At 70.0% G+C, this 19,776-nt stretch carries 19 protein-coding genes and 4 tRNA genes; 11 read left to right on the plus strand and 12 right to left on the minus strand.

Annotated features, from left to right (window positions below; translation table 11 throughout):
* Positions 1-165: 165 nt before the first annotated feature.
* Positions 166-1,830: a GMC oxidoreductase gene (locus tag DW309_RS16530; RefSeq protein WP_136045989.1), complete on the plus strand. Its 1,665-nt coding sequence runs from the start codon at positions 166-168 to the stop codon at positions 1,828-1,830.
* On the opposite strand, the gene DW309_RS16535 is transcribed toward DW309_RS16530, so the two are convergent.
* The 4 genes from DW309_RS16535 to DW309_RS16550 all read right to left on the minus strand — a co-directional run bounded on the left by DW309_RS16535 (position 1,831) and on the right by DW309_RS16550 (position 7,017).
* The gene (locus tag DW309_RS16535) at positions 1,831-3,972 is read right to left on the minus strand and encodes a 3-hydroxyacyl-CoA dehydrogenase NAD-binding domain-containing protein (protein ID WP_136045990.1); all 2,142 of its coding nucleotides are present in this window, start codon (positions 3,970-3,972) and stop codon (positions 1,831-1,833) included.
* Positions 3,969-5,174 (minus strand): thiolase family protein, encoded by a 1,206-nt coding sequence (locus DW309_RS16540; RefSeq protein ID WP_136045991.1) that lies wholly within the window; start codon positions 5,172-5,174, stop codon positions 3,969-3,971. Before DW309_RS16540 ends, DW309_RS16535 begins: the two co-directional genes overlap by 4 nt.
* Before the next feature lie 75 nt (positions 5,175-5,249).
* The gene (locus DW309_RS16545) at positions 5,250-6,443 is read right to left on the minus strand and encodes a ribonuclease D (RefSeq protein ID WP_136045992.1); all 1,194 of its coding nucleotides are present in this window, start codon (positions 6,441-6,443) and stop codon (positions 5,250-5,252) included.
* On the minus strand, positions 6,436-7,017 hold the full coding sequence (locus DW309_RS16550; protein WP_136033060.1) for a DUF3000 domain-containing protein: 582 nt from the start codon (positions 7,015-7,017) through the stop codon (positions 6,436-6,438). The genes DW309_RS16545 and DW309_RS16550 overlap by 8 nt, the downstream gene beginning before the upstream one ends.
* Before the next feature lie 25 nt (positions 7,018-7,042).
* Here DW309_RS16550 and DW309_RS16555 point away from each other — a divergent pair, with 25 nt between their 5' ends.
* Positions 7,043-8,197, plus strand: coding sequence for an alpha/beta hydrolase family protein (locus DW309_RS16555; RefSeq protein ID WP_136045993.1), 1,155 nt, complete (start codon positions 7,043-7,045; stop codon positions 8,195-8,197).
* On the opposite strand, the gene DW309_RS16560 is transcribed toward DW309_RS16555, so the two are convergent.
* Together DW309_RS16560 and DW309_RS16565 are read right to left on the minus strand one after the other, a co-directional pair.
* Complete coding sequence (locus DW309_RS16560) at positions 8,181-8,612, minus strand: SufE family protein (protein WP_136036107.1); 432 nt, start codon at positions 8,610-8,612, stop codon at positions 8,181-8,183. The genes DW309_RS16555 and DW309_RS16560 overlap by 17 nt on opposite strands.
* Positions 8,613-8,631: 19 nt before the next feature.
* Entirely contained in the window at positions 8,632-9,525 is an 894-nt protein-coding gene (locus DW309_RS16565; protein WP_136045994.1) for a sulfurtransferase, read from the minus strand.
* Between the two features lie 146 nt (positions 9,526-9,671).
* Here DW309_RS16565 and zapE point away from each other — a divergent pair, with 146 nt between their 5' ends.
* From zapE to DW309_RS16585, 4 genes are all read left to right on the plus strand, one after another.
* Positions 9,672-10,703, plus strand: a complete 1,032-nt coding sequence (zapE, locus tag DW309_RS16570) for a cell division protein ZapE (protein ID WP_136045995.1) — start codon at positions 9,672-9,674, stop codon at positions 10,701-10,703.
* 135 nt (positions 10,704-10,838) lie between these two features.
* Positions 10,839-12,077 (plus strand): ammonium transporter, encoded by a 1,239-nt coding sequence (locus tag DW309_RS16575; protein WP_136045996.1) that lies wholly within the window; start codon positions 10,839-10,841, stop codon positions 12,075-12,077.
* Between the two features lie 19 nt (positions 12,078-12,096).
* Positions 12,097-12,696 carry a type II toxin-antitoxin system PemK/MazF family toxin gene (locus tag DW309_RS16580; protein WP_136033073.1) on the plus strand — a complete coding sequence of 200 codons (600 nt, stop codon included), beginning with the start codon at positions 12,097-12,099 and terminating at the stop codon, positions 12,694-12,696.
* Positions 12,697-12,790: 94 nt separating this feature from the next.
* Positions 12,791-13,177: an SPW repeat domain-containing protein gene (locus tag DW309_RS16585; RefSeq protein ID WP_136045997.1), complete on the plus strand. Its 387-nt coding sequence runs from the start codon at positions 12,791-12,793 to the stop codon at positions 13,175-13,177.
* Positions 13,178-13,251: 74 nt separating this feature from the next.
* Here DW309_RS16585 and DW309_RS16590 read toward each other — a convergent pair whose 3' ends face one another.
* The 3 genes from DW309_RS16590 to DW309_RS16595 all read right to left on the minus strand — a co-directional run bounded on the left by DW309_RS16590 (position 13,252) and on the right by DW309_RS16595 (position 14,536).
* The gene (locus DW309_RS16590; protein WP_136045998.1) at positions 13,252-13,809 is read right to left on the minus strand and encodes a dihydrofolate reductase family protein; all 558 of its coding nucleotides are present in this window, start codon (positions 13,807-13,809) and stop codon (positions 13,252-13,254) included.
* Positions 13,810-13,826: 17 nt separating this feature from the next.
* Entirely contained in the window at positions 13,827-14,000 is a 174-nt protein-coding gene (locus DW309_RS19790; protein WP_168387310.1) for a hypothetical protein, read from the minus strand.
* 110 nt (positions 14,001-14,110) lie between these two features.
* A complete protein-coding gene (locus DW309_RS16595) occupies positions 14,111-14,536 on the minus strand; it encodes a GIY-YIG nuclease family protein (RefSeq protein ID WP_136045999.1) in 426 nt (141 codons plus the stop codon).
* Positions 14,537-14,677: 141 nt separating this feature from the next.
* Between DW309_RS16595 and DW309_RS16600 the strand changes: the two genes are divergently transcribed.
* Positions 14,678-15,643, plus strand: a complete 966-nt coding sequence (locus DW309_RS16600; RefSeq protein WP_136046000.1) for a TIGR03885 family FMN-dependent LLM class oxidoreductase — start codon at positions 14,678-14,680, stop codon at positions 15,641-15,643.
* A complete protein-coding gene (locus DW309_RS16605) occupies positions 15,640-17,304 on the plus strand; it encodes an alpha-amylase family protein (protein ID WP_136046001.1) in 1,665 nt (554 codons plus the stop codon). The genes DW309_RS16600 and DW309_RS16605 overlap by 4 nt, the downstream gene beginning before the upstream one ends.
* A gap of 27 nt (positions 17,305-17,331) precedes the next feature.
* Here DW309_RS16605 and DW309_RS16610 read toward each other — a convergent pair.
* Positions 17,332-17,407, minus strand: a tRNA-Val gene (locus DW309_RS16610).
* Between the two features lie 151 nt (positions 17,408-17,558).
* Here DW309_RS16610 and DW309_RS16615 point away from each other — a divergent pair.
* The 3 genes from DW309_RS16615 to DW309_RS16625 all read left to right on the plus strand — a co-directional run bounded on the left by DW309_RS16615 (position 17,559) and on the right by DW309_RS16625 (position 17,855).
* Positions 17,559-17,631, plus strand: a tRNA-Gly gene (locus DW309_RS16615).
* A gap of 52 nt (positions 17,632-17,683) precedes the next feature.
* Positions 17,684-17,754: transfer RNA gene (locus tag DW309_RS16620), tRNA-Cys, on the plus strand.
* A 26-nt stretch (positions 17,755-17,780) separates the two neighbouring features.
* Positions 17,781-17,855 (plus strand) — tRNA-Val (locus DW309_RS16625).
* 60 nt (positions 17,856-17,915) lie between these two features.
* Here DW309_RS16625 and DW309_RS16630 read toward each other — a convergent pair.
* Together DW309_RS16630 and DW309_RS16635 are read right to left on the minus strand one after the other, a co-directional pair.
* A complete protein-coding gene (locus DW309_RS16630) occupies positions 17,916-18,482 on the minus strand; it encodes a hypothetical protein (protein WP_136046002.1) in 567 nt (188 codons plus the stop codon).
* 3 nt (positions 18,483-18,485) lie between these two features.
* Entirely contained in the window at positions 18,486-19,634 is a 1,149-nt protein-coding gene (locus DW309_RS16635) for a zinc-dependent alcohol dehydrogenase (RefSeq protein ID WP_136046003.1), read from the minus strand.
* Between the last annotated feature and the right edge of the window lie 142 nt (positions 19,635-19,776).

The raw sequence follows: 19,776 nt of genomic DNA on the forward strand, positions 1-19,776 counted from the left end.
CGGCCCGCCCCGAGGTGCAGCACACGGCAGCGCGCCGTGTCACGGTCGCCGCGCCCGGACTCGTGGTGTACGCCGACGGCGAGCGCCGGGGCGAGGACGTCTGCACCATCTCCGTGCGGACGGGTGCGCTGACGATGATGACCCCACCGAGCGAGGGAGACGCCCGTGTTCGATGAGGACGTCGTGGTCGTGGGGTCGGGTTTCGGCGGCTCGGTCGCGGCGCTGCGGCTGAGCGAGAAGGGCTACCGTGTCCGCGTGTTCGAGGCCGGGCGGCGCTTCGCCGACGACGACTTCGCGAAGACGAGCTGGAACGTGCGCCGGTACCTGTGGGCGCCCGCGCTCGGGTGCTTCGGCGTGCAGCGCATCCACCGCCTCCCGCACGTCATGATCCTCGCGGGAGCCGGTGTGGGCGGAGGCTCGCTCAACTACGCCAACACGCTCTACGAGCCGGGCCCCGCGTTCTTCGCCGACCCGCAGTGGGGCTCGATCCGTGACTGGCGGGCGGCGCTCGCTCCGCACTACGCCACCGCGAAGCGCATGCTCGGCGTGGTCGATGCGTATCCGCACAGCGGGCCGGTCGAACGGATCATGGCGGGCGCCGCGGATGACCTCGGCGTGGGGGAGAGCTTCCGCCGGGCACCCGTCGGGGTGTGGTTCGGCGAGCCGGGGCGCCGCGTGCCCGATCCGTACTTCGGCGGGGAGGGTCCCGACCGCACGGGGTGCACGCTCTGCGGCAACTGCATGGTGGGGTGCCGCGTCGGCGCGAAGAACACCCTGGTGAAGAACTACCTCGCGCTGGCGGAGCGACGCGGGGTTGCGATCGAGCCCCTCCGCACGGTCACCGAGGTGCGGGAGCTGGCGACGGGCGGCTTCGCGATCACGACCGTGCGCAGCGGGGCCTGGCTGCGGCGCCGGGCCCGCACCGTGACGGCGCGGGAGGTCGTGCTCGCCGCCGGCACCTGGGGCACGCAGCAGCTGCTGCACCGGATGAAGCACACCGGCGCGCTCCCTCGGATACCCGACGCCGTGGGGCGCCTGACCCGCACGAACTCCGAGGCGCTCGACGGCGCCGTGGCCGTGCGCGTTCCGGAGCAGCTTCAGCTCGCGCGGGGTGTGGCGATCACGACGTCCTTCCACGTGGACGAGCGCACCCACGTCGAGAACGTCCGCTACGGTCCGGGGTCGAACCTGATGGGAGCTCTGGCCACCGTGCTCGTGCCGGGGGAGAGGTCGCTGCCCGGACGCCTGGCAGCGCTCGTGCGGGGAATCCTCCGCGCACCGGTCACCGCGGTCCGGCTCGGGTCGCTCCGGCGGTGGAGCGAGCGCGGGATCATCGCCCTCGTCATGCAGACCGCCGACAACTCCCTCACGCTGTCGCTGCGGCGGCGGTTCGGGCGCTGGCGTCTGACCAGCGCGCAGGGGCACGGTGCGCCGAACCCGAGTCACCTGCCGGAGGCACACCGTGCGGCGCAGGCGATCGCGGCGCGGCTCGAGAAGGAGAGCGGGATCCGTGCCGAGGCGCGCGGGTCGTGGCCGGAGGTGTTCGGTATCCCGCTGACGGCGCACTTCCTCGGCGGGGCGGTCATCTCCTCGGCCCCCGAGACCGGCGTCGTGGACGAGTACCACCGCGTCTGGGGTCATCCCGGGCTGCACGTCGTGGACGGTGCTGCAGTCCCCGCGAACCCCGGTGTCAACCCGTCGCTCACCATCACCGCCCTGGCGGAACGGGCGATGTCGCACTGGCCGCGCCGCGGGGATCCCGACGAGCGCCCTGCCCAGGACGCGACGACGGGGGCCGCGCGCTCGGCACGGCCCCCGTCGTCGGACTGATCAGCGGTTCTCGATGCCGCGGATCTGCGGCGTGTGGAACGAGCCGCCGAAGGCGCGTTCCGAAGCGCCCTCGCGGTCGAGGTATGGCGAGGCGCCGCCGTCGATGAACGGCCAGCCTGCGCCGAGGATGAGGCACAGGTCGATGTCCTCCACCTCGGGCACGACGCCCTCGTCCAGCATCCGCTTGATCTCCGTCGCCAGGCCGTCCTGCACGCGCTGCAGGATGGTCGCCGCAGAGGCCGGACTCTTGCCGAGTGCGGGCTTGATGACCTTCTCGGCCTGCTTGCTCCAGCCGACCACCCGGCCGCCCTTGTCCTTCTCCACGACCTGGTCGAGCGCGGCGAGGGCGTGGAAGTTCTCGTTCGCGTAGAACCGGTCGGGGAAGGCGTGCACCATCGTGTCCTGCACGTGGGCGGCGACCTTCCATCCGACCAGGTCGATCAGCTGGAACGGCCCCATCGGCAGGCCGAGCGGCGCGAACGCCTTCTCCACCTCGGCGATCGGGGTGCCCTCGTAGACCGCGCGCGCAGCCTCGCCCATGACCTTGGCCAGCAGACGGTTCACCACGAAGCCGGGTGCGTCGGCGGTCAGGACCGCGTTCTTGCCCAGGTTCTTCGCGACCACGAACGCCGTGGACAGCGCGGCCTCGGAGGTGCTCGGCGTCTTGACGATCTCGATCAGCGGCATGACGGCGACCGGGTTGAAGAAGTGGAACCCGACCAGGCGCTCCGGGTGAGCGAGCGTCGCGCCGATCTCCTGGACCGAGAGCGAGGAGGTGTTCGTGGCGAGGATGGTGTCCTCCGCCACGATCTTCTCGATCTCGCCGAAGACCTGCTGCTTGACGCCGACCTCTTCGAAGACCGCCTCGATCACGAAGTCGCAGTCGGCGTACAGGCTCTTGTCGGTCGTGCCCGTGACCAGCGCGCGCAGCTTGTTGGCGGTGTCGGCGTCGAGGCGCCCCTTGCCCTCCAGCTTCCCGATCTCGTCGTGGATGTACGCCACGCCCTTGTCGACCCGCGCCTGATCGAGGTCGGTGATGAGGACGGGGACCTGGAGCTTGCGCACGAAGAGCAGCGCGAACTGGCTCGCCATGAGTCCGGCGCCGATGATGCCGACCTTGGTGACCTTCTTCGCGAGCGCCTTGTCGGGCGCGCCGACCGGGCGCTTGGCCCGCTTCTGCACGAGATCGAAGGCGTACATCGAGGCGGCGAACTGATCGCCGGTCACGAGCTCGGCCAGTGCCTCGTCCTCGCGGGCGAAGCCCTCGGCCTTGGTGCCGCTCTTGGCCTTGTCGAGCAGGTCGAGCGCCGCGTACGGCGACTTCGGCACGGTGCCGATCTTCGACTCGAGCATGCCGCGCGCCATCTTGATCGCGATCGGCCACTTGGTGAGCCGCTCGATCTTGCCCGGCTCGTTCTTGCGCTCCACCTTCTTGCCGCCGAGGACCGCGTCGGCCCAGGTCAGCGAGTTCTCGAGGTAGTTCGCGGCGGGGAAGATCGCGTCGAAGATGCCCAGGTCGAACGCCTGCTGCGGCTTCAGCATGCGGTTCTGCTTGAGCGGGTTCGAGATGACGACCTCGAGCGCGTTCTCGATGCCGATGAGGTTCGGCAGCAGGTAGGCGCCGCCCCAGCCGGGGATGATGCCGAGGAACACCTCGGGGAGCGCCACGGCGGCGGCCGAGGCGTCGACGGTGCGGTAGCTGGAGTTCAGCGCGATCTCCAGCCCTCCACCGAGCGCCAGACCGTTCACGAACGCGAACGACGGCACGCCGAGCTCACCGAGCTTGCCGAGCACCCGGTGCCCGAGCTGCGCGATGAGGCGGGCGTTGTCGCGCGAGCCGACCTTGCTGATGTCGGACAGGTCGGCGCCGGCGGCCAGGATGTACTGCTTGCCCGTGATGCCGACGGCCTGGATCTCCCCGGACGCCGCCCGTGCCTTCAGCGCGTCCAGCGTCTCGCCGAGCTCGGTGAGCGTGGCCGGCCCGAGCGTGTTCGGGCGCGTGTGGTCGCGGCCGTTGTCGAGGGTGATGAGGGCGAGGACCTTGCCGGAGGGGAGGCGGATGTCGCGCACGGGGGAGTGCGTGATCACCTCGCCCTCCGTCAGCGCCTGGATGGGCGAGAAGTCGACGTCGTCGTAGCTCACTTCTTCTTCTTTCCGTCGTAGTGCGGGTTCTCCCAGATGACCGAGCCGCCCTGACCGAGGCCGACGCACATCGCGGTCAGGCCGTAGCGGACGTCGGGACGCTCGGCGAACTGTGCGGCGAGCTGGATCATCAGTCGGACGCCGGAGGCCGCGAGGGGGTGTCCGAGCGCGATCGCCCCGCCCCACTGGTTGACGCGGGGGTCGTCGTCGGCGATGCCGAAGTGGTCGAGGAGCGAGATCACCTGGATCGCGAACGCCTCATTCAGCTCGAACAGCCCGATGTCGGAGATGTCGAGTCCGGCCTTCTTGAGCGCCTTCTCCGTGGACGGGATCGGGCCGATGCCCATGATCTCCGGCTGCACGCCCGCGAAGGCGAACGCCACCATGCGCATCTTCGGCGCGAGACCGAGCTCCTTCACCGCACCCCCACCGGCGAGCAGCGACATGGTCGCGCCGTCGGTCAACGGCGAGGACGTGCCCGCCGTGACGCGTCCGTGCGGACGGAACGGCGTCTTGAGCCCGGCGAGGTCCTCCATCGTGGTCTGCGGGCGACGGCCCTCGTCCTCGGTGGCCAGACCCCATGCGCCGTCGGCGCCCTTGATCGCGACGGGAACCAGGTCGGGCTGGATCTTGCCGGCGTCGTACGCCGCCTGCACCTTGTGCTGGCTCAGCATGCCGAAGCGGTCGGAGCGCTCCTTGGTGAGGTGCGGGAACCGGTCGAAGATGCGCTCCGCCGTGACACCCATGTTGAGTGCGCCAGGGTCGACCATCTTCTCGGCGACGAAGCGCGGGTTGGGGTCGGCGTTGGAGCCGATCGGGTGGTGGCCCATGTGCTCGACGCCACCCGCGAGGGCGAGGTCGTACATGCCGACGCCGATCGACGCGCCCATCGTGGTGACGCTGGTCATCGCGCCCGCGCACATGCGCTCCACCGCGAGTCCGGGCACCGTCTGGGGGAGACCGGCCAGGATCGCGACGGACCGGCCGAGCGTGAGCCCCTGGTCACCGGTCTGGCTGGTCGCCGCGATGGCGACATCGTCGATGCGGTCGGCCGGCACGGCGGCGTTGCGCTCCATCAGCCCGATGGTCGCCTTGACGGCGAGGTCATCCGCGCGGGTGTTCCAGTACATGCCTTTTTCGCCGGCGCGCCCGAACGGGGTGCGCACGCCATCGACGAAGAAGACGTCCGAGATCTCGGCCACTCTGCCTCCAGGTTTCTTGGGGTTGACCTCAGTCTAGGAAGCCGTGAAAACCGGGAGGAATCGGTTGGATCGAACCTACGAAGCGGTCGGGGAGGTGGTGTCGGGCGCTTGCGCCGCCTCTACAAAGGCGTCCGCGATCTTCTGTGCGGTCTGTTCAATCTGCCAGGGACGCGCACCGAGCGCGGCGAGGGCGTCGCCGATCTCCGCCGCGGTGGTGCCGGGGGAGTCCCAGCACACGCGGCGCAGGTAGTCGGGCGTGAGGAGATTCTCGGTGGGCATGCCCAGCTCCTCCGCCACCGCCTCGACCGCGGGTCGTGCGGCCTTCAACCGTGCGTCCGCCTCGGGGTTCCGGTCGGACCAGGCGCGCGGCGGGGGAAGGGTGTCGCTGGGGACGCGCTCGCGCGGCAGCTGCTCGGCCGCGCGACCGTCGACGATGGCCTGCCACCAGCGGTCGAGCTGGGTGCGGCTCGCGCGACCCTGGAACTCCTTGATGCCGGCCAGCGCCTGCTTCGACGCGGGGTTGGCGAGCACGGCCGCCACGAGCGAGCGGTCGGGGACGAGCCTTCCGGGGGAGATGTCCTGCTGCTGCGCGTACATCTCCCGCGCCTCCCACAGGGCGCGGGCGACGGCGAGGTTACGGGCGCCGCGCACCTGGTGCAACCCGCTGAGGCGCCGCCACGGATCTTCGCGCGGGGCCTTGGGCGTGCGCGCCAGCGTGGCCGCGAACTCCTCGGCGGCGAAGTCGGTCTTGCCCTGCTCCTCGAGCTCGGTGACCAGGGCGTTGCGCACGTCCACCAGGTGCAGCACGTCGAGCGCGGCGTACTCGAGCCAGGCGGCGGGGAGCGGACGGGTCGACCAGTCAGCCGCCGAGTGCTCCTTCTTCAGCGTGATGCCCAGCGTGTCCTCCACCACCGCCGCGAGCCCGACGCGGTCGTGACCGAGCAGCCGCGCCGCCAGCTCCGTGTCGAAGATCGTGCGCGGCTCGAGGTGCAGCTCCCGCAGCGACGGCAGGTCCTGACTCGCGGCGTGCAGCACCCACTCCACATCGCCGATCGCGGTCTGCAGTGCGCCCATGTCACCGATCGCCGGAGGATCGAACAGGAAGACGCCGCTGTCGCGACGGAACACCTGCACCAGGTAGGCCCGCTGCGAGTAGCGGAAACCGGACGCCCGCTCGACGTCGACCGCCACGGGGCCGGAGCCCGCCACGAGCGCCGCGCACGCCGCCAGGAACTCCTCGGTGTCGGAGATCACGGAGTATTCAGTCACGTACAGCCTTTCGCGCGCCGATCACGGCGATGCCCTCGGAGCCCGGCGGAAGTCCCGCCAGCATGCCGACCAGCTCGGCCCACGCTTCGACGTGCGGTCGGAAGGGGCCATCCGGTGTCCAGGACGCCCGCAATTCTATCTGTGCCCCGTCGCCCTCGTCGGCCAGGCCGCCGAAACCCTTGGACAGCGTCTTGGTCGAGGTGCCTGACGGCGCGCGATAGACCGCGCCGCGCGAGTCGAGCGCGTCCACCAGCCACGACCACGTCACGTCGGCCAGCAGCGGGTCGGTGCCGATCTCCGTCTCCAGCGGCGCCTGCGCGAAGATCACGATGCGCCAGGCGCCGCCCCAGGCATCCGGCTCGTCGGGATCGTGGAGCAGGATGAACCGGCCGGTGCCGTACACGGAGTCGCCGTCCTCGCCGGGCCGCACATCGGCGGAGAGCGCGATCGCGAACGGGGCGAGGCCCTGCGGCGTCGGGATCTCGCGCACCGTGATGTCATCGCGGAACGCGGTCTCACGCAGTTCGGCGACGGCGCTGTCGAAGGGCGTCCCGGCCTCGGGATGTGCGGTCACGGCAACAGGCTAGAGTCGGAAGGCGATGAAGAGTCTCAGGCACGCCGCCCAGTTCATTGTCCCCGCGCTCCTCGCGCTGGGAGCCGCCGCCGGATTCCTGGTGCTCGCCGTCGCGCGACGCGTGGTCACCCCGATGCGCAAGGTGCCAGACACGGAGATCCTCGCGATCGACACCGGTGCGCAGACCATCGAGCTCGGTCGCACTCTCGACACCGAGCTGCCGGGGCGCTACGGGCTCTTCACCACGGGGACCTACGGCTACGTGAAGCTGGGGGCCGTGCTGAGCGCGGACAGCACGACGGTGCGTCGCAAGCTGCTCACCAAGATCGAGCCGGGCGCCAGCGTCGACCGCGGCGCCTCGTTCAGCGGTTCCTACTACACCTCTCCCAGCGAGCTGCACCTGCGGTGGGAGAACGTGCTGATCGGCTCGCCCGCCGGGCCGTGCCCCGCCTGGTTCTTCCCGGCGTCGTCGTCCACCTGGGTGATCCAGGTGCACGGCCGCGGCACGACCAGGTCGGAGTGCCTCCGCGCGGTGCCCGTGCTGCACGCCGCCGGGCTGCCGAACCTCGTGGTGTCGTACCGCAACGACGGCGAGGCACCGCGCACGCGGGCCGGCGCCTACGCCCTCGGGGCGTCCGAGTGGCGCGACGTCGACGCCGCCATCGCCTACGCGCTGCGCCACGGCGCCGAGCGTGTCGTGCTGATGGGCTGGTCCATGGGCGGCGCGGTGTCGCTGCAGGCCTCCGTGAGCTCGGGCAACCGGCACCGGATCGCCGGTGTCATCCTCGAGTCCCCGGTGGTCGACTGGCGCACGGTGCTGCGCTTCCAGGCGAAGCTCCTCCGCGTCCGGCCCCCGCTGCCCGACCTGGCGATGAGCGCCCTGCAGCTGCCGCTCACGGCGCGGTTGAGCGGCGCCGACGAGCCGATCCTGTTCGACCGGCTGGACATGGTCGCGCGCGCCGACGAGCTCGCCGCACCGATCCTGATCCTGCACAGCGACGACGACGGCTTCGTGCCCGTCGACGCGTCACGGGCGTTGCAGGAGGCGCGACCCGATCTGGTCACCATGCCGCGGTTCACCGTCGCCCGCCACACGAAGCTGTGGAACTACGATGAGCGGGGCTGGAGCACCGCGATCACGTCGTGGCTGGCGGACCAGAATCTCAGCGCTTCTGCCTGACCTGGTTCTTGGCGCGCATGAGCATTCCCGTCATCCCGCCGATGCGCAGCGGCGACACGGCCTTGGTGAGCCCGATCGACTGGGGGTAGTCCTCCGGGATCGCCAGGACCTGGTCGGAGGTGAGGCCCGTGATGCCCTGCACGAGGATGCTCGCGAAGCCGCGCGTGGTGGGCGCCTCCTCCGGTGCGGTCGCGTGCATCGTCACGATGTCGTCGTTCACCTCGACGTAGATGTACACGGGCGACTGGCACTCGGCGACGCGCTCGCACATCTCGGGGTGGTTCGCGACCTCCTCAGACACCGGAGGCAGCTCGTCGGCGAACTCGAGGAGGAGCAGGAGGCGGTCGGCCTCAGGAGTCTCCAGGAAACCGTCGCGGATCTCGGCGAGGGTGTCGGGCAGGTCGGTGGCGCTCATCCCCGCCATTGTCCCACGGTCAGACCGTGCCGGGCTCGGCTCCCGTGACGATCGGAACGCGCACCGCGCTGCCCCACTCGGTCCAGGATCCGTCGTAGTTGCGCACGTTCTCGAAGCCGAGGAGGTGCTTCAGCACGAACCAGGTGTGGCTCGACCGCTCTCCGATCCGGCAGTAGGCCACCACGTCGTCGCCGTCCTTCAGCCCGGCGCCGACGCGGTAGATCGCCTCGAGCTCGGCGCGGCTCTTGAAGCCGCCGTCCTCCGCGACCGCCTTGGCCCACGGCACGCTCTGCGCGGTCGGGATGTGACCGGCGCGCAGCGTGCCCTCCTCCGGGTAGGCCGGGGCGGTGGTCCGCTCGCCGCTGTACTCCTCGGGGGAGCGGACGTCGATGAGCGGGTTGCCGAGGTGGGCGAGAACGTCCTCCTTGTAGGCGCGGATCACGGAGTCGTCGCGCTCCACCACCGGGTACTCGGTGGTCGGGCGCTCGGTGACCTCGCGGTTCAGCTCGCGACCCTCCGCGATCCAGCGGTCACGGCCTCCGTCGAGCAGTCGCACGTCCTCGTGCCCGAAGAGCGAGAACACCCACAGCGCGTACGCCGCCCACCAGTTGTTCTTGTCGCCGTAGATCACGACCGTGTCGTCGCGGGCGATGCCCTTGCGGCTCAGCAGCGCCGCGAAGCCCTCGCCGTCGACGTAGTCCCTGACCACGGGGTCGTTCAGCTCCGTGTGCCAGTCGACCTTCACGGCACCGGGGATGTGGCCGGTCTCGTAGAGCAGCACATCCTCGTCCGACTCCACCACGACGAGCCCGGGAGCGCCGAGCCGCTCCGCCAGCCACTGCGTCGTCACGAGCCGTCCGGGCTCGGCATACTCGGCGAACTTGGAGGAGGAGGAGTCGAACTCGATGGCCATGGGGTCTCCGTAGCGGGTGAGCGGGCGAGCGGTCGGGTAAGACGGCGTAGTGTTGATCCGTCTCTTTCGACGATAGATGCTCCCCGTGCCCCCGGCACCGGATCCGTAAGACTTCGACACAGGCCGCCGCCTGATTCAGGACCGTGATGACCGACCCGACCACCCGCACCGGTACCGTGCACCTCACCGACCGCACGCCCACCGTCACCGGGCCCGAGATGCTCGCGAGCCTGGTGCCGCCGCCCCAGTTCGACGAGGCCACGTTCGACAGCTACCGCGCCGACCCCGCGTATCCCTCGCAGGAGGAGGCGAAGCAGACGCTGCTGCGCTTCTCGGGCCGCGGCGCCCCGGTCAAGCGCGGGGGACTGTTCAGCAGGGCGAAGAAGGAGCCGGAGCTCAAGCCGGGCGTCTACCTCGACGGTGGCTTCGGTGTCGGCAAGACGCACCTGCTCGCGTCGATCTACCACGCGATGCCCGCCCGCCGGAAGTACTTCGGGTCGTTCATCGAGTACACGGCGCTCGTCGGGGCCCTCGGCTACAAGAACACGGTCGACCTGCTCAAGGGCGCCGATCTGCTGTGCATCGACGAGTTCGAGCTCGACGACCCGGGCGACACCATGGTCATGACGCGGCTGCTGGGCGAGCTGGTGCCCACCGGGACCAAGCTCGCCGCGACGTCGAACACGCCGCCGAATGCGCTGGGCGAGGGGCGCTTCGCCGCGCAGGACTTCCTGCGCGAGATCCACGCGATGTCCGACAGCTTCCAGACGCTGCGCATCGACGGCGTGGACTTCCGTCAGCGGGCGATCGACGGCCACGCGGTCGTCCGGGATGATGCGGCCTACGCGGCAGCGATCGACGGGGCCGAGGGGCCCGCGTCCGACGACGCGTTCGACGATCTGATCCGGCACCTCGCCCAGGTGCACCCCTCGCGGTACATCCGCCTCATCGACGGCCTCGCGCTGGTGGGCCTCCGCGGTGTGCGCCAGCTGACCGATCAGTCCGAGGCGCTGCGCTTCGTGGCGTTCGTCGACCGGGTGTACGACGCGCAGCTCCCCATCGTCGCGACCGGCCTGGGTCTGGACGCGGTGTTCTCCGACGAGATGCTCGCCGGCGGATATCGCAAGAAGTACCTGCGCGCCATCTCCCGCCTCAACGCCCTCACGCATTCTGCGTAAGCCCGAAGGGCCGCGTAACGCGATGTTCACACCGGAGCGCACGCTGTAACAGCGGGGAAACAAACCTCACGCATGGGCGAAACCGTGCGTGGTCACACTGAAGCTCTCAATTACTTCGGATGTGAGGTTTTCCTTATGGATGCTCCCGGCAACATCTCGTGGGCGATCACCGCGACGGCGCTCGTTCTGCTCATGACGCCCGGCGTCGCCTTCTTCTACGGCGGTCTCGTCAAGGCGAAGAGCGTCGTCAGCATGATGATGATGAGCTTCGGCTCCATCGGACTCGTCGCCGTGCTGTGGATTCTCTTCGGCTTCTCCATGAGCGCCGTCGACAGCCCGACCGCGTTCGCGGGCAACCCGTTCGCCGACTTCGGCCTCTCGAACCTGGCATCGGGCGAGGGATCGAACGTCGCGCTCCTGGGCGTCGCCTACGGCGCCACGTTCGCGATCATCACGGTCGCGCTGATCTCCGGCGCCATCGCCGACCGCGCCAAGTTCGGCAGCTGGCTGATCTTCGCTGGCGTGTTCGCCACGGTCGGCTACTTCCCGGTGGCGGCCTGGGTCTGGGGTGGCGGTTGGATCATGAACCTCGGCACGACGCTGTTCGGGGAGGATAACGGCATCGGCGTCATCGACTACGCCGGTGGGACCGCGGTGCACATCAACGCGGGTGCGGCTGCTCTCGCCCTGGCGCTCGTGCTCGGCAAGCGCATCGGCTTCCAGAAGGGCATCCTCAAGCCGCACAACGTGCCGCTGACGCTGCTGGGCGCCGCGCTGCTGTGGTTCGGCTGGTTCGGCTTCAACGCCGGTGCCGAGTGGCTCGCGGAGGACATGGGCGGCGTCGGGCTCATCGGCCTGAACACGCTCGGTGCGACGGCGGCGGCGATCCTCGGCTGGATCCTGATCGAGCGCATCAAGGACGGCAAGGCGACCTCGGTCGGCGCCGCCTCGGGTGCCGTGGCGGGTCTGGTCGCGATCACCCCGGCCTGCGCCAACCTCACGCCCGGCTGGTCGCTGCTGCTGGGCGCGGTCGCCGGTGTGGTGTGCGCGCTGGCCGTCGAGCTGAAGTTCCGCCTGGGCTTCGACGACTCGCTCGACGTCGTGGGCATCCACCTCGTCGGCGGCCTCATCGGCACCGTGTACCTCGGCTTCTTCGCCACCGGCACCGGCCTGTTCGTGGGCGGCGACGCCCGTCAGCTCGCGGTCCAGGTGATCGCCGCGCTCGGCGTGCTGATCTACTCCTTCGTGGTGGCCTTCGTGATCGGCTTCGCGATCCAGAAGACGATCGGCTTCCGGATCACGAGCGAGGACGAGATCGCCGGCGTCGACCAGGTCGTCCACGGCGAGGAGGGCTACGCGCTCGCGGACGCGTGATCGCGGTTAGGGTGACCGTGTGGGCAAGACCAACGGCATCCTGACGACACTCGCGGAGATCCTGCTCAAGGCGGTGAACTCCGGTCGGGCGTCTCGGACCACCTCCGGTCCGAGGCGCCCGACCGCGCGTCTGCGCACACCTGAGGAGCAGGCCGCCCGCCACGGCTCACCGCGACAGGCGGACACGCTCGATGCCGGGCGGACCGCCGGGACCGAGACGATCAGGATCGACCCCGCGCGGATCCGCGCGCTCCGCGTCGCCTACGCCCCGGCACGGGACGGGGCCCCCGACGCCGGCGAGGTCGTGTGGACGTGGGTGCCGTACGAGGAGGGGGACGGGCGGGGGAAGGACCGGCCGGTGCTCGTGATCGGGCGGCAGTCCGACGACCGTGTGTACGCCGTACGGATGACCAGCCGTCCGCATGACGGCGACCGCGACTACCTCTCGATCGGCTCCGGCGCCTGGGACGCCCAGGGTCGCGAGTCGTGGGTGGACATCGAACAGTTGTACAGCGTGCACGAGCGCGGGTTGCGGAGGGAGGCGGCTGCGCTCGACCGCCAGCGCTACGCCAGGGTCGCCTCGGCCCTGGCCGCCCGCTACGGGTGGGCGCGGGCCTGACGCGCGCGCACCGATCCGCGACATCCAATCCGATCGGGCGATGGCTGCGAACCCTTGGTGAGTCGCGCACAGCGGCGCCACACAAGGAGGAATCATGCGTTTCATCCCCACCAAGGTCCACGGAATCCTCGACTACGTCGTCGGGATCGCCCTGATCGCCGCGCCCTGGCTGTTCGGCTTCGCGAGTGTCGGCGGTGCCGCCGTCGTCATCCCGATCGTCCTCGGCGTCGGGCTCATCGTCTACAGCCTGTTCACGAAGTACGAATGGGGTCCGTTCGGGCTCATCCCGATGCCCGTGCACCTGGTGTTCGACATCGTCGCGAGCCTGTTCCTGGCGCTCTCGCCGTGGCTGTTCGGTTTCGCCGACCAGCCCCTGAACGTCTGGCTTCCGCACGTGGTCGTGGGCGCGGCCGTGATCGTGGTCGTGCTGTTCTCGCAGCCGCAGCCGCAGACCGTCCGGGGGCGCGCGGCGACCGCGTGACATCCCCGCGGAACGGCGGCGGGTGGTCAGCCAGACAGCGGCCGCCCGCCGTCTCCGTGCGCGCGGGACGCCGGTCAGCTCGCCGGCCGGTACCGGGTGACGACGGCGCCCGAGCGCAACTCCCGGCGCTCCACGAGCTCGAGGCGCAACTGCCCCGTGAGCCCGCCGAGCAGCGGCGGTCCGTGTCCGGCGACGACCGGGTGCACCACGAACTCGTACTCGTCGATGAGTCCGTGCTGAGCCAGGGTCACGGGGAGGGTCACGCCGCCGACCGACAGCCGTGCGTGCTCGGTCTTCAGCCGTGCGACCTGCTGGACGAGGTCGCCGCGGAGCAGTTCGGCGTTCCAGTCGACCGCGTCGAGGCCGCTCGAGACCACGTACTTGCGGGCGCGGTCGATGGCCGTGGCGAACGGCACCTCCCACGGGCGCATCCACTCCGGCCACGTGCCGGAGGCGGGGCGGCGCCACGCGGACTCCATGAGCTCGTACGTCACCCGGCCGAACAGCATGGCGTCGGCCTCACGCACCTGCGCGGTCCAGTAGCGCATCGACTCCTCGTCGGGCGGCAGCCCGGCCTCGTGGTGGCACGAGCCGTCGAGCGTCACGTTGATCGAGTAGCGCAGCGTCCCCATGGCTCCTCCGTCCGCGGTCAGGCGTCTTCGTCGTCGTCCGCGGCGTGCTCGGCGACCTGCTCGGTGTCGACCTGCGCGGGCGGCAGATCCTGCAGGAACTCCCGGTCGGTGTTCGGGTCGCCGCTGCCGTCGCCCGCGAGGGGGTCCTGAGCGCTCAGGTCGTCGGCGGGGGTGTTCTCTCGTCCGGTCATGTCGGCTCCTCTCGTGCACGGGTCGCCGGTCGCGCCCCGTTCTGGCATGCTCTCGCGATCGCCGCCCGGCGACCAGGCCCTGGTGCGGGAGCCGAGGCGGTGGTACGGGATCAGGCGCGGAGTGCCGTGCTCAGCCAGCGTGCGTAGAGCAGCCACGGCTCGCCCGCGTCGCGCAGCCCGGCGATGTGTGCGCGCACGCGAGGGGTGAGCGTGAACCACTCTCCGCCCTCGCGTTCCGCGGCGAACTCGCGGTGGCGCTGCTGCTCGAGGGCACGCCCGCCCTGCTCGAAGGCCAGCAGCTCGTGGTGCCGGATGCTCGCCAGGCGCTGCCGTGGCCGGCGGCTGGTGCCGATCTTGACCCGCTCGTCGAAGCGGAGGTAGTAGACGACGTCGATGCGGGGGAACGGGAGCTCGGGGTCAGGCGCATCACCGTAGCGCCATCCGCAGGCCGCGCAGTGCAGGGCCCCGTCGATGCGGACTCCCGTGGGGTGACCGCAGAGGCCGCACGGGGAGGGGAGGGGACCGGGGGTGGGCACAGCGGCATCCTACGGAGGGTGGCCGACACGCGGTCCACGGTCGCCCTCGGGCGCACCGACCGAGTACGGACGCTCCTGCCATCACCGAGCGTTCATGTCAAGCACGGCGCCCGGCGCGGCCGGAGTTGCCACACTCGCGATATGGCCTTCATCGGATTCCACGCGTCACACGAGCAGATCCCCCCGAGCGCGCTTCTCGACGCCGTCGTCGCCGCGGAAGCCGCAGGGTTCGACGGCGCGATGTGCTCCGACCATCTCGCGCCGTGGCTGCCGGAGCAGGGCGAGTCGGGATTCGCGCTGAGCTGGATCGCGGCGGCGCTGGCACGCACGAGCTTCTCGATCGGGATGGTGAACGCGCCGGGACAGCGGTATCACCCGGTGGTGATGGCGCAGGCATTCGCGACGCTGGAGGAGATGTTCCCCTGGCGGTTCTGGGCGGCGCTGGGCAGCGGGGAGGCGATGAACGAGCACGTCACGGGCGACCCGTGGCCGAGCAAGGAGGTCCGCAACCGGCGGCTGCGGGAGAGCGTCGACGTGATCCGCCGGCTGCTGGACGGCGAGGAGGTCACGCGCGACGGGCTCGTGCGCGTGCATCGGGCGCGGGTGTGGAGCCGTCCCACGCAGCCGCCGCCCCTGCTCGCAACCGCAGTGAGCGCGGAGACGGCGCGGTGGACGGCATCGTGGGCTCAGGGCCTGGCGACCGTGGCGCAGGAGCCCGCGGCGCTCGCCCGCGTGGTGGACGCGTACCGCTCGGCGGGCGGAGAGGGGCCGTGCGTCCTGCAGGTGCACGTCAGCTGGGCCGATACCGACGCCGAGGCGCTCGACCTCGCCCGCACGCAGTGGCGACAGGGGGTGCTGACGCCGCCGCTCGCGTGGAACATCGAGCAGCCGGAGGACTTCGACGCCGCGGTGGGAGCGGTCGACGAGAAGGCGCTGCGGTCGGCGGTACTGGTCGAGCACGATCCCGTGGTGCTCGCGGAGCGGGTCGCCGCACTCGCCGGGATCGGCTTCGACCGCGTGTATCTCCATCACGTCGGACAGGAGCAGTCCGGCTTTCTGGCCGCCGCGGCCGATGCGGTGCTGCCCCGGATGAAGGAGCTGCTGTGAAGATCACCGACACGAGCGACCTCTGGTGGAAGACCGCCGTCGTCTACTGCCTCGACGTGGAGACGTTCCTCGACACGAGCGGCGACGGGGTGGGCGACCTCCGGGGCCTCGCGCAGCGCATCGACTACCTCGCGCAGTTGGGGGTGACGTGCCTGTGGCTCATGCCGTTCTATCCCACCCCCGACCGCGATGACGGCTACGACGTGAGCGACTTCTACGGCGTCGATCCGCGCCTGGGCTCGCACGGCGATCTCGTGGAGGTGATCCGCATGGCGCGCGACCGCGGCATGCGCGTGATCGTCGACCTGGTCATCAACCACACCTCCGATCGGCATCCGTGGTTCCGCGCCGCGATCCGCAGTGTGGACTCGCCGTACCGCGACTACTACGTGTGGCGAGACGACGCACCGCCGAAGGGCCAGAAGAACGCGGTGTTTCCCGGACAGGCCGACGGGATCTGGACGAAGGACGAGAAGTCGGGGCAGTGGTACCAGCACAGCTTCTACGAGCATCAGCCGGATCTGAACGTGGCCAATCCCCGCGTGCGCGACGAGATCGCGAAGGTGATCGGCTTCTGGTTGCAGCTCGGCATCTCCGGGTTCCGGGTCGACGCGGTGCCCTTCTTCCTGGAGATCCCGGCCGGAGCCGACATCCCCGACCCGCACGAACTCCTGCGGGATATGCGCCGCTTCCTCCAGCGGCGTTCGAGCGAGGCGATCCTCCTCGGCGAGGTGAACCTGCCCTACGACCAGCAGGTCGAGTACTTCGGCGGCACGGACGGCGACGAGCTCACGATGCAGTTCGACTTCGTGGCGATGCAGGCGCTGTACCTGTCGTTGGCGCGGCGCGATCCGGCGCCGCTCGTCGAGGCGCTCTCCTCGCGGCCGGCGTTGGGTCCCGAGGTGCAGTGGGCGAACTTCCTGCGCAACCACGACGAGCTCACGCTCGACAAGCTCAGCGACGCCGAGCGCCAGGAGGTGTTCGAGGCGTTCGCCCCGGACGAGCGGCAGCGGGTGTTCGGGCGTGGCATCACCCGCCGTCTGCCCCCGATGCTCGAGGGCGATCCCCGCCGGATCCGCATGGCGTACAGCCTGCTGTTCACGCTCCCCGGGACCCCCGTGCTGTTCTACGGGGAGGAGATCGGGATGGGGGAGAACATCGACATCGCCGGGCGGGAGTCCGTGCGCACCCCCATGCAGTGGTCGGCGGACCGGAACGGCGGGTTCTCGGACGCCGCCCCGTCCCGACTGGTGTCGAAGCCACCCGCAGACGGCTACGCGCCCGAGCACGTGAACGTCGCCGCGCAGCTGGAGGACCGCGGTTCGCTGCTGCACTTCCTCCGCGAGCTCACGTCGCGGTACCGGGTGTCACCGGAGCTGGGCTGGGGCGAGTTCGCGGTGGTCGAGCAGCCGGTGGACGCGCTCCTCGTGCACTCGCTGCGGGCCGACGTCGGCCGGATGATCGCGGTGCACAACTTCGCCGAGCGTCCAGCCACGACGCGGTTCCGCCTCGCGGATGAACCCGCGGGGACGGCGCTGGTCGACCTGTTGGAGGCGCAGCGCATCACGCTCGACGACGATGGAGCCGTGGAGCTCGAGGTGCCGGCTTACGGCTACCGCTGGCTGCGCGTATCGCGACCGGGAGACGGACGAATCCTCTGACGGGCAGTGAGCCTGCGAAGGAGAATGTGGTGGGCGATACCGGACTCGAACCGATGACCTCTTCCGTGTGAAGGAAGCGCGCTACCAACTGCGCCAATCGCCCATACCCGCGGGGTACGTCAACCGATACTACCGGACGCTCGGAGCCTCCGATGACCACTCCGCGAGACACGCGCGAGATTCGGTCCGGGTTTGGCAGGCGGGGATTCATCGGCTAATGTTTCATGAGTGCCCGGGACAACCGGGAACGAAATGCGGATGTAGCGCAGTTGGTAGCGCACAACCTTGCCAAGGTTGGGGTCGCGAGTTCGAGTCTCGTCATCCGCTCGAGTGCAGTAGGTCTTTTCGAAGATCGGCAGCACGTGGGGTCAATCCACACGGTGGCGTGGCCGAGCGGCTAGGCACCGGCCTGCAAAGCCGTTTACACGGGTTCGAATCCCGTCGCCACCTCACCTGAAACTGAATAGCCCCAACGGGCGCGATTGGCGCAGCGGTAGCGCGCTTCCCTGACACGGAAGAGGTCACTGGTTCGATCCCAGTATCGCGCACCACCAAAAACCCCCGGGATCCCGGGGGTTTTTCGCGTTTCAGGGAAGCGCTCGACCGTCTGGTCAACCGCGGCGGAACACCGTGCGTACGAGGGAGACCGTCATCACGACGGCGACGACCCAGGGCCCTGCCACGATGATCGGGTCGAGCCAGGTGTGCCGGACGTCGACCCGTCCGCGCCCGAACCGCGAGGTGAGCGGACGGTGCCGCGGCTCCGCGAGGATCCCGGTCTGCGTGATCGGGTTGTCGGGCCGCGGCGTTGCCAGGGATCGCACGTGCGCCCCGACGGCCTCGATGCGGTCGCCGATCACGAGCAGCAGCCACCGGGTGTTCTTCGTCTCGCTGAAGTGGTCATAGGCGAAGCGGCGCACTCTCCCGGAGACGCCGTGCAGCGGTTGCGCCGTACCGAACACCGGAGGCACCATCGCGTGCTCGATGGAGTGTTCCCGTCCCTCCCTGCCGGGCTGCGGATCCGGGCGCGTCCAGTGCGCACCCGTGTCGCCGTAGTCCTCGAGCTGCTGCCACGTGCGGCGGTGCTCGGGGGGAAGGTCGGTGCCCCAGCCCGGGATGCGGTCGCGGAGCTCGTCCGCTGTCGGTGCCAGCGTCGACTTGTGCGCTTCGTACGGCATGGCTCAGTCCTCTCCGATCGTGATGACGGGTTTGATGCAGTCGTCCAGCTTGCTGGAGAACACGTGGTAGGCCTCGGCGATGTGCTCGAGCGGGAAGCGGTGCGTCAGGAGCTCGCTCGGCCGCACGTGACCAGCCTGGATGTGCTCGAGCAGCCGCGGCCACTGCCGCAGGACGGGTGCCTGGTTGCCGCGGATCGTGAGGCCCTTGTTCATCGCGTCGCCGAGGCGCACGGCGGACACCAGTGGGCCGTACGCGCCGATCAGCGACACCGTTCCGCCCTTGCGCACGGAGTCGATCGCCCAGTTCACGGCGACGGGGGAGCCGCCCTGGAGCTTGAGCTTGGCCGCCGTCACGTGCTGGATGAGGTTGCCGTCGGCCTCCGCACCCACGGCGTCGATCGCCACGTCGGCGCCCAGGTATCCGGTCGCCTTCTTCATGGCGAGCACGGGGTCACCGACCTCACCGATGTGCATCGTCTCGGCGAACGCGAAGTCCCTGGCCTTGTCGAGCCGGTAGTCGAGGTGGTCGAGGACGATCACCCGGCCTGCGCCGAGGAACCAGGCCGAGCGGGCGGCGGCCAGACCCACGGGTCCGGCACCGAAGACCGCGACGGTGTCGCCCTCCGCGATGTCGCCGAGCTGCGCGCCGAAGTACCCGGTGGAGAACGCGTCGGTGAGCAGTAGCGCATCCTCCGACGAGAGCCAGTCCGGCACGACGGAGGGTCCCACGTCGGCGAAGGGCACGCGCACGAACTCCGCCTGCCCGCCGTCATAGCCACCCGTCGTGTGGGAGTAGCCGTAGATGCCGCCCACGGCCGTGGCATTGGGGTTCACGTTGTGGCAGTTCGAGAAGAGGCCGCGGGTGCAGAAGTAGCAGGAGCCGCACGCGATGTTGAACGGCACCATCACCCGGTCTCCGACCGAGCGGCTCTGCACCGAGGATCCGACCTCGTGCACGACGCCCACGATCTCGTGGCCGAACGTGTGCCCGATGCGGGTGTCCGGCATCATGCCGTGGTACAGGTGCAGATCCGACCCGCAGATCGCGGCGTGCGTGACACGCACGATCGCGTCGTTCGGGTGCTCGATCCGCGGTTCCGGTTTCTCAGCGACCTGGACCTTGTACGGTCCGCGGTACGTCATGGCGCGCATAGCTGTTCCTCTCGTTCGACGATCGGTGGGGTGCAGGCGGCCGGACGAGCGTCGTGCCGTGATGTCACCGGAGTGACGAGCATGGGGACCTCCGAGCTGCGGTGAGGTGCCGACGCTAGGTCGGCGGTTCTCACCGACGCAG

The sequence above is a fragment of the Microbacterium sp. K41 genome, assembly GCF_004794395.1.
Taxonomy (GTDB): domain Bacteria; phylum Actinomycetota; class Actinomycetes; order Actinomycetales; family Microbacteriaceae; genus Microbacterium; species Microbacterium sufflavum.